12 protein-coding genes are annotated in these 14,998 nt (G+C 48.9%); 11 read left to right on the forward strand and 1 reads right to left on the reverse strand.

Annotated elements, in window-relative coordinates:
* Positions 1 to 55: 55 nt before the first annotated feature.
* From GCU39_RS02670 to GCU39_RS02685, 4 genes are all read left to right on the forward strand, one after another.
* Entirely contained in the window at positions 56 to 919 is an 864-nt protein-coding gene (locus GCU39_RS02670) for an alpha/beta fold hydrolase (RefSeq protein WP_152392093.1), read from the forward strand.
* 237 nt (positions 920 to 1,156) lie between these two features.
* The gene (locus GCU39_RS02675; RefSeq protein ID WP_227793424.1) at positions 1,157 to 2,326 is read left to right on the forward strand and encodes a metallophosphoesterase family protein; all 1,170 of its coding nucleotides are present in this window, start codon (positions 1,157 to 1,159) and stop codon (positions 2,324 to 2,326) included.
* Between the two features lie 326 nt (positions 2,327 to 2,652).
* The gene (locus GCU39_RS02680; RefSeq protein WP_152392094.1) at positions 2,653 to 5,835 is read left to right on the forward strand and encodes a beta-N-acetylglucosaminidase domain-containing protein; all 3,183 of its coding nucleotides are present in this window, start codon (positions 2,653 to 2,655) and stop codon (positions 5,833 to 5,835) included.
* 143 nt (positions 5,836 to 5,978) lie between these two features.
* A complete protein-coding gene (locus GCU39_RS02685; protein WP_152392095.1) occupies positions 5,979 to 6,635 on the forward strand; it encodes a hypothetical protein in 657 nt (218 codons plus the stop codon).
* 79 nt (positions 6,636 to 6,714) lie between these two features.
* Here the strand turns inward: GCU39_RS02685 and GCU39_RS02690 are convergent, their stop codons facing one another.
* Entirely contained in the window at positions 6,715 to 7,314 is a 600-nt protein-coding gene (locus GCU39_RS02690) for a nitroreductase family protein (protein WP_152392096.1), read from the reverse strand.
* Between the two features lie 271 nt (positions 7,315 to 7,585).
* On the opposite strand from GCU39_RS02690, the gene GCU39_RS02695 reads away from it, so the two are divergent.
* The 7 genes from GCU39_RS02695 to GCU39_RS02725 all read left to right on the forward strand — a co-directional run bounded on the left by GCU39_RS02695 (position 7,586) and on the right by GCU39_RS02725 (position 14,994).
* Positions 7,586 to 8,482, forward strand: a complete 897-nt coding sequence (locus GCU39_RS02695) for an aldo/keto reductase (RefSeq protein WP_152392097.1) — start codon at positions 7,586 to 7,588, stop codon at positions 8,480 to 8,482.
* A gap of 191 nt (positions 8,483 to 8,673) precedes the next feature.
* Positions 8,674 to 9,657 (forward strand): MFS transporter, encoded by a 984-nt coding sequence (locus tag GCU39_RS02700; RefSeq protein ID WP_152392098.1) that lies wholly within the window; start codon positions 8,674 to 8,676, stop codon positions 9,655 to 9,657.
* Positions 9,654 to 9,929, forward strand: coding sequence for a hypothetical protein (locus GCU39_RS02705; protein ID WP_152392099.1), 276 nt, complete (start codon positions 9,654 to 9,656; stop codon positions 9,927 to 9,929). The genes GCU39_RS02700 and GCU39_RS02705 overlap by 4 nt, the downstream gene beginning before the upstream one ends.
* Before the next feature lie 53 nt (positions 9,930 to 9,982).
* Complete coding sequence (gene spoVAE / locus GCU39_RS02710; protein WP_152392100.1) at positions 9,983 to 10,333, forward strand: stage V sporulation protein AE; 351 nt, start codon at positions 9,983 to 9,985, stop codon at positions 10,331 to 10,333.
* A 220-nt stretch (positions 10,334 to 10,553) separates the two neighbouring features.
* Positions 10,554 to 11,507, forward strand: a complete 954-nt coding sequence (locus GCU39_RS02715; protein WP_152392101.1) for an AAA family ATPase — start codon at positions 10,554 to 10,556, stop codon at positions 11,505 to 11,507.
* A gap of 9 nt (positions 11,508 to 11,516) precedes the next feature.
* Positions 11,517 to 12,809 carry a DUF58 domain-containing protein gene (locus GCU39_RS02720; RefSeq protein WP_193726742.1) on the forward strand — a complete coding sequence of 431 codons (1,293 nt, stop codon included), beginning with the start codon at positions 11,517 to 11,519 and terminating at the stop codon, positions 12,807 to 12,809.
* Positions 12,772 to 14,994: a transglutaminase TgpA family protein gene (locus GCU39_RS02725; protein ID WP_152392103.1), complete on the forward strand. Its 2,223-nt coding sequence runs from the start codon at positions 12,772 to 12,774 to the stop codon at positions 14,992 to 14,994. Before GCU39_RS02720 ends, GCU39_RS02725 begins: the two co-directional genes overlap by 38 nt.
* The last annotated feature ends 4 nt before the right edge of the window (positions 14,995 to 14,998 follow it).

The following is a 14,998-nucleotide window of genomic DNA, read 5'->3' on the forward strand; positions in this document are numbered from 1 at the left end:
TTAACGCATAATATAGCAGAATCATTCATTCTTTTGACTAAAGGAGTATTAGTTGATGCCTCTTCAGAACATTAACGGGACCATGCTGTATTACGAAGTATCCGGTCAAGGCATTCCGATCGTGTTTATCCATCCACCGCTGTTGACTAGCGCGAATTTCAAATACCAACAGGAATATTTGTCACATCAGTTTCAAGTGATCACTTTCGACATTCGCGGGCATGGAAGAAGCCATGCTTCCCCCGTTCCGATCACCTATGAACTAATTGCTCAAGATATTATTCAATTATTAGATCATCTGCAGATTCAACAAGCTTTTGTAACGGGGTATTCTACCGGCGGATCTGTGGCATTAAAAGCGATGCTTGATTATCCGGACCGTTTTGCTGGGGGCATTCTTATCAGTGCGATGTCAGAAGCAAGTGATATGAAGCTTCGTAGTCGCATCAAGATTGCGATGGGTCTATCTGCTTGGAACCCAACGCTTCGACTCTTGATGTGGGGGATTGCGTGGGGGAATTCCGACCAGATCAATACATTTAGGTATCTATTAAGTGAATCGCGAAGAGGCACGATCCAGAATATTCATGAGTATTACCAATATAGTCTGAATTACAGCTGCACGGATCAGCTTGCGAGGATCAGCTCTCCTGTCTTAATGCTATATGGAGCAAAAGACAAAGACTATGAACGCTACCGTAAAATACTGCAGCATCATCTTAGGCAATGGAAGCTGGTGATATTGCAGCAAGAAAATCATCAGCTCCCAACAAAAGCGGCTGCCGAGATCAATCGTGCAATTAAAGCCTGGATATTAGAAGAGGATCACCAAAAGCTTGCGGAAAAAACAACCACCTCGTATACGAGTCATACGGCGACAATCCCCCAGGAAGATACTTCGGTTGATAATCATGTATAAGATATGAATTCGTCCAGCTTGGACATTAGAATTCCTTTTGGTTGACAGTGAAGGAGACTTCATGCTGTTGGCCGAAGGGTTTTTCTCATTAACTGTATTTGATTAAAGCCGACGATAAAATGTCGTATTATTGGGTTAACATGCTGTATTCGATATAATAAAATGAGTGTAAGCGTCACCATGCTGATCACCTTTATCAAATTTGGGGGTGAGCATTCAGGAGGAGAGTGTAAGAGGATGAAACCGCATATGAGCTTTCAAGTGATGTCAGACACGCATGTTGCTGAAGATCCGAGCCATGTCAATTCTATCAACTTCGATCAAGCGCTTAAGGATATTTTGAAGACGGCACCGGACAGTGACGGCATTATGCATGTGGGCGATGTGACCGACAGTGGTCATCCAGGGCAATTCAAGACGATGGCATCCATTTGGGAGCGCAATAAAGCAGGATTGCCGCCCGTGTATTTTACGACGGGCAACCATGATGTTCGCTGGGCTGATTTTGAGGAGAGGATGGCAAGCTTCCGAAATGCGACGGGCATCGATCAGTTGTATTATGATGTATGGATTAAAGGCTATCATTTTATTTTCCTAGGAACAGAGAAGCCGTTGAAAGATTGCGCCTACCTCTCTGCAGACCAGCTCGCTTGGTTTGATATGAAAATAGCGGAGAACTCAGCGCCAGACAAGCCGATTTTTATTTTCGTGCACGAGCCGATGATGAACACGGTTGCCGGTGCGCAGACGCGGAACGGTTGGCATGGCATTCGGCAGGATCGTGAATTGAAAACCATTCTATCGAAGTATCCGCAATCAATCCTATTTACAGGGCATACCCATTGGGAGCTGGGTTCGAAGGATACGATCTATAACGCCAAATACGCTACCCTATTCAATGTTCCGTCGGTAGCTTATTTGTGGACGGATGAAGATGCGTACAAGGACGGATCGCAGGGCTACTACGTGGATGTGTACGACGATCATGTGCTGGTCAAAGGCCGGGATTTTGCGAACGGATCATGGATTAGCGAAGCGACGTACCGCATTCCGATGCCACCGCAAATTCCTGTCGTCGATCCGAAGACAGACCCGGATATGACTCTCGGCAACCCGACGATGCAGCTAGATAAGCGTCATTATCTCGTAGGGGAGCCGATTCACGTTACATACGCGGGTTCCTTGAATAAGGATGCGTTCGGTATATTCCCGAGAGGAGCCGTGCCGAATGAAGTTCGCCAGATTGAGCCTCTGGCATTCATCCTGACGAATACGGTTCAGCAGCCGGACGGGATGTTGACATTCGAACACCTAACGCTTCCTCCGGGGGAATATGACATGATTTATCTAGGGGAGACGATGCATGTAGAATTGACACGGTTGCCGTTTGAGGTTACGGCGGGATAATTGTAAATCGATAAGAACCTTTGTCGAATGTCTTGCAATGGATTCAAATCTTGATTACTTTAACATTGAAGACTGTAAGCGTTACATTTTTTCGGTGCATCGTCTTGGATCTTAGGTTTCGATGATGAAGTGGGATTGCGACATATCGATAACGAATACGCCTATCCAAGCGTGTAACCGGATGAAGCCGGGCACGAGCTTAAAGAGGTCACTCTTTGGTTCGTGCTTTTTGCGTTTGCCGTGACGTGGAAAGGGGGGAGAATAAGCGCATCCTAGATCACTCATGATGGCAGGTCATAATGAATTGATAGAGAGGTGCTCTGTTCATGAACGTACCCTTGTTCCATGTGAAGATGCGTAGGCCTAATCAAAGTTCCTGTACGCTGTCTTTCGTGCTTGCTCTTGCGCTTGCGATTCCGATGTTCACCCTGCATGCTTCACCGGCCTCTGCTGCAGATGTTGTCCAAGTGCCTGATATTTCTCCGATTCCGCAATCGATTCAATCTATAGGTGAGGGATTCGTCATTCCGTCTGAGGTAGGACTAGTTACCGGCAGCGGATCTGATCCTGCGGCGGTTCAGCTCGTCGAGGAAACGCTCAGGAAGGCGGGCGTGCAGGAGTTAAAACGTGTCCAGGATACAGCGACGCCTAGTTCTCCTGTTAATGTCTGGGTCGGGGGTCCGTCAGAGAATCAAGCGACGTCAGCAGCCCTGCAATCCATTGGCGCCTCGGGACCAGATGATCTAAAGGATGAAGGATATGTTCTAGCTTCGGGTATGGACGCATCAGGCAAGAAAAAAATTGTGCTGGCGGGGAAGACGTCATTAGGCACATTCTACGCGGCACAAACGCTCCGTCAGCTCATTACAGCGAAGGATGGTGCTTACCGGATACCGTCCGTATCGATTCGCGATTGGCCGAAAATGGCTTGGCGCGGTTCAATTGAAGGCTTCTATGGCGATCCTTGGTCGCACCAAGATCGGCTTCGTCAGATTGACTTCTATGGCGAGCAGAAAATGAACATGTATATCTATGCCCCGAAGGATGACCCTTATCATCGGGACAAATGGCGTGAGGCGTATCCAGCGGCAAAGGTGGCAGAAATCGGGGAGCTCGTTCAACGCGCGAAGCAGAATCATGTGGAGTTTGTCTTTGCCATCTCACCAGGTAATAGTGTCTGCTTCTCGGATGATACAGATTTCAGAGCGCTGACGACTAAAGCACAAGCGATGTGGGATCTTGGGATCCGTTCTTTTGCAATCTTTTTAGATGACATTGATAAGACCTTGCGGTGTAATGCGGATAAGACTAAATTCAACAGTGATACGAATCCAGTCGCCGCGGCCCAAGCGTTCCTGTTGAATCGCTTCAAGACAGAATTCATTGACAAGCACGAAGGTGCGCATCGCCTGATCACGGTGCCTACGGATTATGCGAATATTACGGCAACGGCGTACATTAACCGCTTCGCAGCTTTGGTGGATCCAAGCATTATCGTGCAATGGACGGGGTCGGCTGTCGTTCCTGCAGGCATTTCGGCATCGGATGCAGATAAGGCAAATGCGATCTATAAGCATGATCTATTGATCTGGGATAACTTCCCGGTGAACGATTACGCAAGGGATCGGTTGTATCTTGGCCCATTGTACAATCGGGATGCTGGTCTCGCGGATCACGGCATTATCGGCCTGACGACGAATCCAATGAATGAAGCGGAAGCATCCAAAATTGCAATTTTCACCATTGCCGATTATTTGTGGAATCCTGCGAAATATAATCCGGAGACATCATGGCAGCTGAGTCTGAAGCGCTTTGGCGGAGAGGTTGCCGACGCCCTTCGTATTTTCGCAGAGAATAATTATTCCTCGCCTCTGAACGCTAAGGAATCGCTCACGATCAAACCGCAGATCGATAATCTATGGACGGTCTTCATTGGAGGCGGCAGCATTACCAACGCGGCGAACCAGCTTGTTGCAGAATTTACGAAGCTGCAGCAGGCGCCAGCGACGCTTCGCAGCGGACTCCATAATCCGGATTTTATCGATGAGACCAAGGAATATCTGAATAAATATGAGCTGTACGGCCAAGCGGGGATCGAAGCGACGCAAATGCTGTTATCTCAGAAACGGAACAACAAGCAGCAGTCGGCTGCTCACCGTACAGCATTGAACAATGTAAGAACGCAGATCAATGCGATTACCAAAGCAAAAGTAAACCAAGTATTCGAGGACTTTATGTCACGAGCGATTCGCGAGAATGATACGTGGCTCGGCGTCGGCACCTCCAAACCGTTCCCGATTACGACGATGGGCACCTATCAGACGAATACGCCAGACAAAATGCTCGATGGCAACCTCAATACGTACTTCTGGAGCAATAACTCCCCGGCGATCAATGACGTGATTGGCGTGGATTTGAATGAAGTGCGCAACATTTCCAATGTCCAAGTCTTGATGAGCAAAAGTGGCAGCGTCAACGACTATGTCCATCATGGCATTCTAGAATATTCGGTAGATGGTGCAAACTGGACGCAACTTGCGACGTTGGAGGAGAAATCGGAGATTAATGTTCCAGTTGATCAACAGAAGGCGAGATTCGTTCGCATTCGCGTCACGGGCACACAGGAATACTGGGTTATTGTACGCGAATTTATCGTGACCTCGACGGCGATTCCGAAAGTACCAACGACTGTTCTTGGGGGAGACGATACGGTTCAGAGTGACAAGGAATTCACAATCCAGCTTGGTATTGAAAACGTTACGCAGAGCGTATATGCCCAAGACTTGACGATGAATTATGATGCGAATGTGATGGAGTTCGTATCAGCCAAGTCGCTGGAAGACGGGGTGAATCTCCTCCAGACAGGCAAGGATACTCCAGGGAAGCTGCGTTTTATTCTGGCGAGCGAAGGCCCGGGCCATGCAGTTACAGGTGATAAGCAGCTGTTGGAACTGACTTTCAAAGCGAAAAAAGTATCGCAAGTAACGGAAGGGAAGCTGTCCATTAGCCAAGCGACATTAGGTGACCAGTTGGGTGCGGAATCAAACATTGCGGTGTCATCAATGGAGGTTGAGGTCAATCCTGCTCCAGTGGATAAAACAGAGCTTAATAACATGATTCGCACAGCACAAGCTGTATACGATGCAGCGGTTGAAGGTACGCAAATCGGTCAGTACCCAGCAGGATCGAAGGCGAAATTGCTCACAGCCATTCAGGCGGCTCAAGCAGTTGCGAATCAGTCCAATGCGACGGTAAGTCAAGTATCTGCGGCGATCCAAGCTCTTCAGCAGGCGATTGACACCTTCAAAGCTTCTGTAATCACGACGAAGCCAGGCGATATCAATGGTGATGGCAAGGTCAGCATCGGTGATCTGGCGATGGTGGCAGCGCACTATGGCAAGACTTCATCCAGCTCGGATTGGGCACAGGTGAAGAAGATGGATGTCAATGGCGACAATGTGATCGATATTAAGGACCTTGCTGCTATCGCTTCGAAAATTATAGAATAAGCTAAAATCGATAACTTGCGATAAAGCCGGCCTTAGGCAGCTTGATATGCTGCTTAAGTGTCGGCTTCTCGTTTTTGCGTGTACATATTTTGTTCATATCCTTCTGTTATGCTAGTCGTTGCATATTCTCTGAAGGAATGGTGATGGAAATGAAGCTACATATCTATGGAAAAATGGTGTATATGGCAAGTCTAATGATCGCATTGATCTGGGTAGGAGGTTGCAGCAGCGTCGCCGAATCCCCGGAGCAACCCTTAGCATTTAATCAGGCCTCTGATGGACAATCCGGCCCGGACGGACCGCATCGTAGTGGCATGTTCCAGAAGGCGCCGGATCAGCCTGACCGCAATGCAGATGTCATGGCCAAAGTGGTCGCCGTGGAAGGAACGGACATTACAATACAGCGTTCCAAGATGGACCCCGGCGCAAGGATGGGCGGTGGACAGCGGAGTCAAGGCAATGGTGAGGAGGGCCGGCAAGCGCCGGCGCAATCAAGCGGCGACGGCGGCGAAGCAGCCGACAAGCGACGGGTGGGAGGCGGCGGACGAGAAATGCAGTTCAACGAAGAGAAACAGCATATTCAAATCCCTGAGGGAACGCCAATCTATACGATGAGTTGGACGGATGGCACAATGGCATACAAGCAACTCACGGTGAAGGAGCTCAAGGCAGACGATGTGATCACAGTATGGATAAATCCGGATGCGCAAGAACAAGCCTCGTATGTGACCGTTCGTAGTGGAGGGACAGGATTCCCGCCAATGAACAAAGGAACTGAATCGTCCTCTTCGACGCAATAACAGACAAAAAGCCGACCATGGACAGCGTAAGCGGCTGAGCCCATAGTCGGCTTTTATTTTAACGTTGTTGATCGTCGTATTAGTTGAATACTTTCACACGGCTGTCAAGCGGTTGGAACTGCTTCTCGCCCACTTCGCCAACCGGTTTGCCGAATGGCATTTGAGCAACCAATTGCCAGCTTGCAGGAATGTTCCATTCTTGCTGTACTTGCTCATCGATCAATGGGTTGTAGTGTTGAAGCGATGCGCCGAAGCCTTCTGCTTCGAGTGCTGTCCAGATCACAAGCTGCAGCATGCCGTTCGATTGTTGCGCCCATGTAGGGAAACGGTCTGCGTAGGCTGCGAAGTTGCTCTGAAGTCCTTCGATCACCGTGTTGTCTTCGAAGTACAATACTGTGCCATAACCGCTGCGGAAAGATTCCATTTTTTGTGCAGTTGGCTCGAATTGATCCGCAGGCACGATTTTACGAAGGGTTTCTTTTGTCAGATCCCACAATTTATTGTGCTGCTCGTTCAAGAGAACAACGACGCGAGCGCTTTGGGAGTTGAACGAAGACGGTGTATGTTTTACCGCAAATTCAACGATTTCTTGTATACGTGCATCGGATACGACCGCTTCTTTCGAGATGCCGTATACGGAACGTCTGTTTTCAATGGCTTGCAATAATGTTTGTGTCATGATTTTCAATTCCTTTCGATTCGTTAATATATTTTTGTTTGTTACTTTATTAATTCCATGTACTTAGTATAGTTGCGATAAAAAATAAAGTCAATATATTTTTTGTTGTTATTTTTGCGGTGCAGCACAAAGAATAGTGTCTGCGGAAATTCTCTACCTATACATGAGCACGAAAGGGACAGTATAGGAACGGTGGCACAATCCGCGAGAGAAGTGTATGCTTATGAATATCTTGAAATGAATCTAACCTATACATAAAGGAGCGATCGAAGTGAAATATCGTAGATTAGGCAAGACAGAGTTAAATGTATCCGTGGTCGGTCTGGGTACATGGCAGTTCGGAGGCGAGTGGGGGCAGCAGTTCACGCAGGATGAAGTCGATGCGATTTTGGATCAAGGAAAAGAGTTAGGTATTAATCTTATTGATACAGCAGAATGTTATGGCGACCATCTCTCGGAGCAGTTCATCGGGAACTACATTGCACGCCGTAATCGTGAGGATTGGATCATTGCCACGAAGTTCGGGCATCATTTCCATGAGCGCTTCACACGTACTGATTCATATGGTGCGGATGATGTCGTGAAGCAGCTTGACGCTTCCCTCAAGGCGCTGCAGACAGAATATATTGACCTTTATCAGTTCCATTCCGGTCCCGATGCAGCATTCGATAACGATGCGCTCTGGACGGTGCTCGATAAGCAGATTCAAGCGGGTAAGATCAGACATCTGGGAACATCCATCGGCAGCAATGATAACCTGCATCAGACGGCTGCTTCATCGCAAGTGAATTCACAGGCGATTCAAGTGGTGTACAACCGTCTTGACCGTACGCCGGAGAATCGGGTATTCCCGTCATGCCAAGAACAGGATCTCGGCGTGCTGGCGCGTGTACCGCTCGCGAGTGGCTATTTGAGCGGCAAATACAAGCCAGGGGCGGTATTTGATGCAACGGATGTACGTCACCGTCATGATGCGGATTTGGTTAGACGCAAGCTCGAAGAAGTCGAGCGTATTCAGAAGGAAGAGGTGCCGGAAGGCGTAGATATGGCGAAGTGGGCGCTAGCATGGTGCTTGAAGCATCCAGCGGTCACGGCTGTCATCCCTGGATGCAAGAACCCGGCGCAGGTGATTGCGAATGCGAGCGCAGTAGACCTCGTCGAAGGTTAATTCCTTCATACCATCGTAAGAATAGAGCTAGCCCGATCGTCACGTTGTTGATCGTTCGGGTTAGCTTTTTTCATGCGCCTGCATGGTCATTCTTACAATATCGTAAGGTGGAATGCATAGTCAGATGCGGAGGGTTATGTTATATTTCTGAATAGTAAAAAATAGGAACTTGGATAAGGAGAATTGTTACAATGATTCACACACGAGAGTCTGCTCGTCCGCCACGACGTTGGCTAAATCCAGTGAATTCGGTCGTGTTGACCCAATTCATGAGCGCTTTCTCCGATAATTTGAACTTCTTCATCATTATCGGCATGCTGAAGCGGCAAGGCTTAGAGAATCCAGATCAAGCCGTCACTTACATACAGATTGGTTTTCTCGCGGTGTTCCTCATCTTGGCGCCGTTCGTCGGTTCCTTCGCGGATCGCAATGCCAAATCCAGCGTACTCATGGTCGGTAATCTATTCAAAGCAGCGGCTATTCTGCTGCTCATTTTCGGGCTTCATCCAATCCTCTGTTATGCCATTCTCGGAATTGGAGCTGTGATCTACTCTCCAGCGAAATACGGGATCCTAACCGAACTCACCTCCACCGAGGAGGAGCTGCTTCGCGCAAATTCGAAGGTGGAAGGTACGACCATACTGGCGATTCTCTTAGGTACGGTGATCGGCGGTTTCCTTGCTGAGTATTCAGATCTTCTGGGTTTAATTACTTGCTTTGTCGTCTATGGGCTGTCCTTTGCGCTAACGTTCCTTATTCCGAAGCATCCGGGAAATTCGCAAATTCAGTACATGGCCGCAGCCAAACGTTTCTTTCAAGACACACGTACGTTGTTCCGGCATCCGCAAGCTCAATTTTCACTTATTGCGACAGGGGCGTTCTGGCTGACAGCTGCTGTGCTTCGGATTGCGCTTGTCGCTTGGATTCCAGCGAATCTGGGCATCACGAATACCGATCAGCAATCGATGATTATCGGCAGTACTGCGATTGGCGTTGTTCTCGGTTCGGTGCTCATGCCCAAATTGATTCCGGCAGGCAAGATGTATTTATCCTATTATTTCGGGTTCCTGATGGTGTTCTGCGTACTGATTACAGCTTTTATGCACAATATCATCCTCTCCGTCATCATGTTGTTCTTCATCGGGGTATTCGGGGGATCTTCCTCATTCCGATGAATACGATTTTGCAGACGGTTGGCAAAGATTTAGTCGGCGCAGGCAAGACAATTGCCGTTCAGAATCTGGTTGAGAATTCCTTAACGATCATTGGGCTATTTATTTATCTATACTTAAGCACTAGGGTGCCGATTCAAGCAGCTGTCATCGGAATGGGCGTAATCTTACTGGTCTTTATTCTTATCCTGCTGCCTAAGCTCGCCTCGCTTCGGCGGTTTAATCCTGATGAATATCTTCATGGTTCGCATAACCAGACCTCGAATAACTCATAATGTAATTGTTGGTGCAGTATGCAGCAGGTTGAGGAAGTCTGGAGGGATGAATCGTGCAGTTTCTTTGGGCCTTTGTTATTGGGGGTCTGATCTGCGTGATCGGGCAATTAATGTTTGATGTGTTCAAATTAACGCCTGCACACACGATGACGACACTTGTCGTTGTAGGCGCTGTCCTGGATGGATTTGGCTTGTATGAACCATTGATTGATTTTGCAGGCGCAGGGGCGACCGTACCGATTACTAGCTTTGGTAACGCCCTTGTTCACGGTGCCCTAACGGAGCTGAAACGAGACGGGTGGGTAGGTGTAATCACGGGGATATTCGAAGTCACTAGTGCAGGAATATCGTCTGCGATTATATTTTCGTTTCTCGCCTCGCTCTTCGTGAAGCCTAAAGGCTGAGGGGCATGGAGTGTTATGAAATAGGCAAAGAGATGTGATGAAATATTCGTCACTACGCTCTTTGTCTATTTTTTTGTTCATCTGCAAAAAAAAGTCTTCATCTTTTTTTGTGGGAAACAACACATAACGCTGTAAAACTCTACTATATACGCCTTATTATTCATCAGGTAAAATATATGAAATGGAATATTTTATCAGATGATGAAGGGGTTGTTGCGCCATGAATATGAACTCGTATACGCACTCGATTTCAGCGATTCAGACCCAGCTTGAAGGATGCATCCTTGGCAAGAGCCTAGAGATTAAGCTGCTCCTTACAGCTGTGTTAGCAGGAGGGCACGTGCTTGTAGAAGATGTGCCGGGTACAGGCAAAACACAATTAATCAAAGCCCTAGCCAAAACCTTACATGGCCAATTCAGACGCATTCAATGCCATCCGGATCTACTCCCTAGCGATATTACAGGCGTATCGATCTTCCACCCGGGTGAGGAACAATTCGTATTCCGCAATGGTCCGGTGTTCACGAATATATTACTGGTAGATGAAATTAACCGTGCGACGACGAAAACGCAGTCTGCCCTTCTCGAAGCGATGGAAGAAAGGTATGTGACCGTTGACGGTGAGAGTTATGCGCTGCCACAGCCGTTCATGCTCTTTGCGACGCAGAATCCCATCGAATTTGATGGGACCTATATGCTGCCGGAAGCGCAATTGGATCGGTTTATGATGCGTATATCGCTCGGCTACCCAGATGCAGCGACAGAGAAGCAGTTGCTGTATTCCCATCAATATGGACAACCCATTGATACCGTAGAGAGCGTTACGGATCTCGAGCAATTATCGGCCATGCAAGCGGAAGTTCGCAATGTGCATATCGATCCTGCAGTCGGTGACTATTTGGTTCAGATTGTGCGGAAGACCAGAGATCATGCACTGTCATTACTTGGCGCAAGTCCAAGGGCGTCGGTATCTTTCATGTCAGCGGCAAAAGCATTCGCATTCCTGCATGGCCGCGATTACGTACTCCCGGATGATCTGAAGCAGCTTGCGCCGTATATTCTTGCACACCGCATCACCCTTCGTCCTGAAGCGCGTATGGAAGGGGTGTCGCCGCAATCTTTTATCGAACAAGTCTTGAAGCAGGTGGATGCTCCCATAAGAATGGAGCGATGAGGCATGCGCATGAAGCCATTTGCGTCTCGGTTGAAGCTCCGGCCTAGCGGGAAGTCAGGATACTCGCTTCGGTTCTGGATGATCGTCACGATGTGGTGTGTTTGTCTGCTCTTCTTTCTCTTTCAAGGGGGCAAGACCTCCTTCATGCTGCTCGCCATGATGACCCTCTTATGTCTCTATCTGTTGATTGGCAGGTGGAGCGGGATATCGAAATCGACGGGGAAACGTGAGCTGCTCTATGAGGGCGAGCATCGATTAGTGTTTCATGCAGGCGATTCGATTGAGGCCAAACTAACGATTAAAGTTCAACCGATCGGGATTACACCTTATGTGCTGCTTCGTGATCAATTGGTCCGAAGACATGGGGAGACGAGAACGTTCGAATCACTTGTACTTCCGGATTGGAACCGTCAGTGTGTCATGCGATATCCATTATCGAATCTGCGGCGAGGGTTCTATAGCTTCGGCGAATCGGAGTGTGCGATGGAAGATGTTATTGGATTGTTCCAGCATAAAGGCGCAATTACGGTACCAACGCAGTTCTCCGTGCTCCCCCACACGATTCGGATTCCCAAGTGGAAAATATTCGATGCCAGAGAGCAAGGTTTTGGCCGAAATGCTTTTATTCAGCGATCGACAAGAGAGACGACCCAAATTAATGGCGTGCGGGAATACATCTATGGCGACCGGATATCACGCATTCATTGGAATGCGACGGCGAAAACAGGGCACTGGAAGTCCAAAGAATTCGAGCGCGAATCGTTGCCTTCCATGATGTTGATTCTCGATCGGACGCAGCGGCATTACTATACGGAGGCGCAATTCGAGCTTGCGATTTCAGTGGCGGCTTCACTGCTGGCCTACGGGCGAGAACGGCACATTCCAATAGGACTCATTTCCCTTGGCAAAACCGCAGAAGCATTTGATGCAGGCAGTTCAGCGCATCACCACAAGCTGATGGGCGATCATCTCATGGAGACAGAAGCGGATGGCTACCAAGATATGAGTGTCCGATTGCAGCAGATGGGGGCGAAATCGGTTCACGGGAGTTTCTATGTATTGATCAGTCCAAATGCGAATGACAAGGTCTTGAGGCTCTTTAGCTTCCTTCAGCAGAAGCAGATGGGTGTGAGCCATATTCACTTGGCAGACCCGGACGGCACATCGCAAGACAACTGGAGTGCTTTTCTCATGTCCAGAGGCATTCCAGCGTATTCGATTCGTCAATTGCAAGAACTTCCTGTGGTGTTAGGAGGGTGGGCTAATGGGCAAGTGGCTGCCAGTATTATTTCGAAATCTTAGAACCGATGGACTTCATCAACTCATGATGCTGTATGCGGCAGCCATGCTGTGGCAATGGACCGAGCCCTTAGAGACGATTTGGTGGGAGGAGACGATGGAGATTGTTCGCCTGACGCTGATCAGTGCGGTAGTGATCCATTTCTTCATCCCACTTCGTCTGTGGATTCGACGAGTGCTGATCGTTCTGGTTATGCTGCTGATTCATTACCAGGTGCTGCGCGCCTATCATTTGTACGCTGCAACGTCCGAACATGCGCTGGAGAATACCGTTGAGTTTGCCAAGAGCATGTTTCCTTATATCCTATTTGCGCTTGGCGCATGGGTCTTGCTGGAATTCATGATGGGATGGGTGCGCAGCCGCGTGCGGATCGTGGCGCTTATCGTCCTCCAGATGATAGGACTTGCTATTCTGGATTCGTTCACGACTATGAACTTATGGCTTGCTGCTGCCTGGACGATGCTGCTCGGACTTGCTTGGTTAATTACGGCGCATTGTGTGGTGCTAAGGGACAAGTATCCCGAGGGATGGCGGCATTTGGCGTCCTATCCGCTGCGACTGATCACGACAGTCGGGCTTCTGCTCTCGATTATTTTCTTGGTTGGGATCAGCATGCCTTCGACGGCGCCGCTGGTAACAGACCCTTACACTCTATGGAAGACTTGGAAGGGCGAAGCGGTGCCGGTGTTCTATAACGCGAAGGATGGGGAGAAAATTCAGGTCGGCATCTATCGGTCGGGGTATGGCCGGGATGATAGTGAACTCGGCAGCGGGTTTACTTTTGACTATAGTAATGTCATGCAGATCACGACGAATCGGAAGAGCTATTGGCGCGGCGAGACGCGGTCGATCTATACCGGAAAAGGCTGGGAGCTTCCGCCTGAGAAGAATCGCGGTGACCTCAACTTCGTCACGTTAAATCAGCCTTTAGACTCTAAGGGCGTCAAGTTCTCCAAGGGCATCGAGTTGACGGCGACGGTAACCGTAACAAGGGCCGAGCCTTATCCGGTCTTGTTCGGCGCCTATCCTATCCGTCAGGTCAGCGCGATCGGCGGGGAAGGAAACATGTCGAACCTGCGCTGGGATTCGAATACGTCAACCTTGACCTGGGCTGAGACCGCAGCGCCAACGTATCCGAAGCAATATACGATCGTATCGCAGATCCCGGAGATCGATGAACAGGAACTGCGCCGTGTCTCCGCGATGGAGAGAACTTCGTTACCGACGGATCTCGTGGATGATCTAAAGCTGCCGAATGAACTTCCTCGTCGTGTCCATGATTTAGCGCAGTCGATTACGAAGGGGTTAAGCAATGATTACGATAGAGTGAGCGCATTGAAAACGTACCTAACGACGAGCGGCTTGAAGTATACGAACGAACCTGATTTAACGTGGAAAATGAGCAACGATTTCGTCGACAGTTTCTTGTTTGAAATCAAAGAAGGGTATTGTGATTACTTCTCGACCTCGCTCGTCGTGATGACAAGATCGCTCGGGATCCCAGCGAGATGGGTGAAAGGTTATATGACTGGTGCCAAAGCGGGTCCGCGACCCGATCAGATGTCCTCTTATGCCATGCAAGAGGAAATGCAGCGTGAAGAAGGGACCTATTATATCAGCAACGCGGATGCCCATTCCTGGGCAGAGGTTTACTTCGAAGGGTATGGCTGGGTCCCTTTTGAGGCAACGCCAGGCTTTTCTATTCCGGTAGCGTCTCCGCAGGCAGAACAAGAAGCGTCTACCCTGCCAATCCAAGCAGACGAGACCTTGAAGAACGAAGTAACGAATTCAGGCAAGCCAGCTGAGGTTTCACCGCTCATGATTTATGGTGCAATATCCATCGTCCTGATCTTTGCGCTGTGGTTCCTCGTTTGGAAATATCGGTTATTAGGGACAATCTGGTGGCGGGCGATGCTTGCAGGCCGCAGGCCGTCCAGCGGCCAGAAGCTCGTCGTGCTAACTGAGCATTGGATTCGATATTGCAGACGTAAAGGACTTCGCCGTGAAGATCATGAGACGCTGCGCGAGAGCATCACAAGGTGGGAGCAGGAGATGGAGGGCCTGCGTGGGTCTTGGAACGTTCTGCTCGCATTGTTCGAACAAACGATGTACAGTACGAAGCAGGTGACCGAACAGGATTGGTTCCGGGCGCAGCTGGAGATGAAGAAGCTTATGGAACGTTTATAAATGA

Source organism: Paenibacillus guangzhouensis (assembly GCF_009363075.1).
Taxonomy (GTDB): domain Bacteria; phylum Bacillota; class Bacilli; order Paenibacillales; family Paenibacillaceae; genus Paenibacillus_K; species Paenibacillus_K guangzhouensis.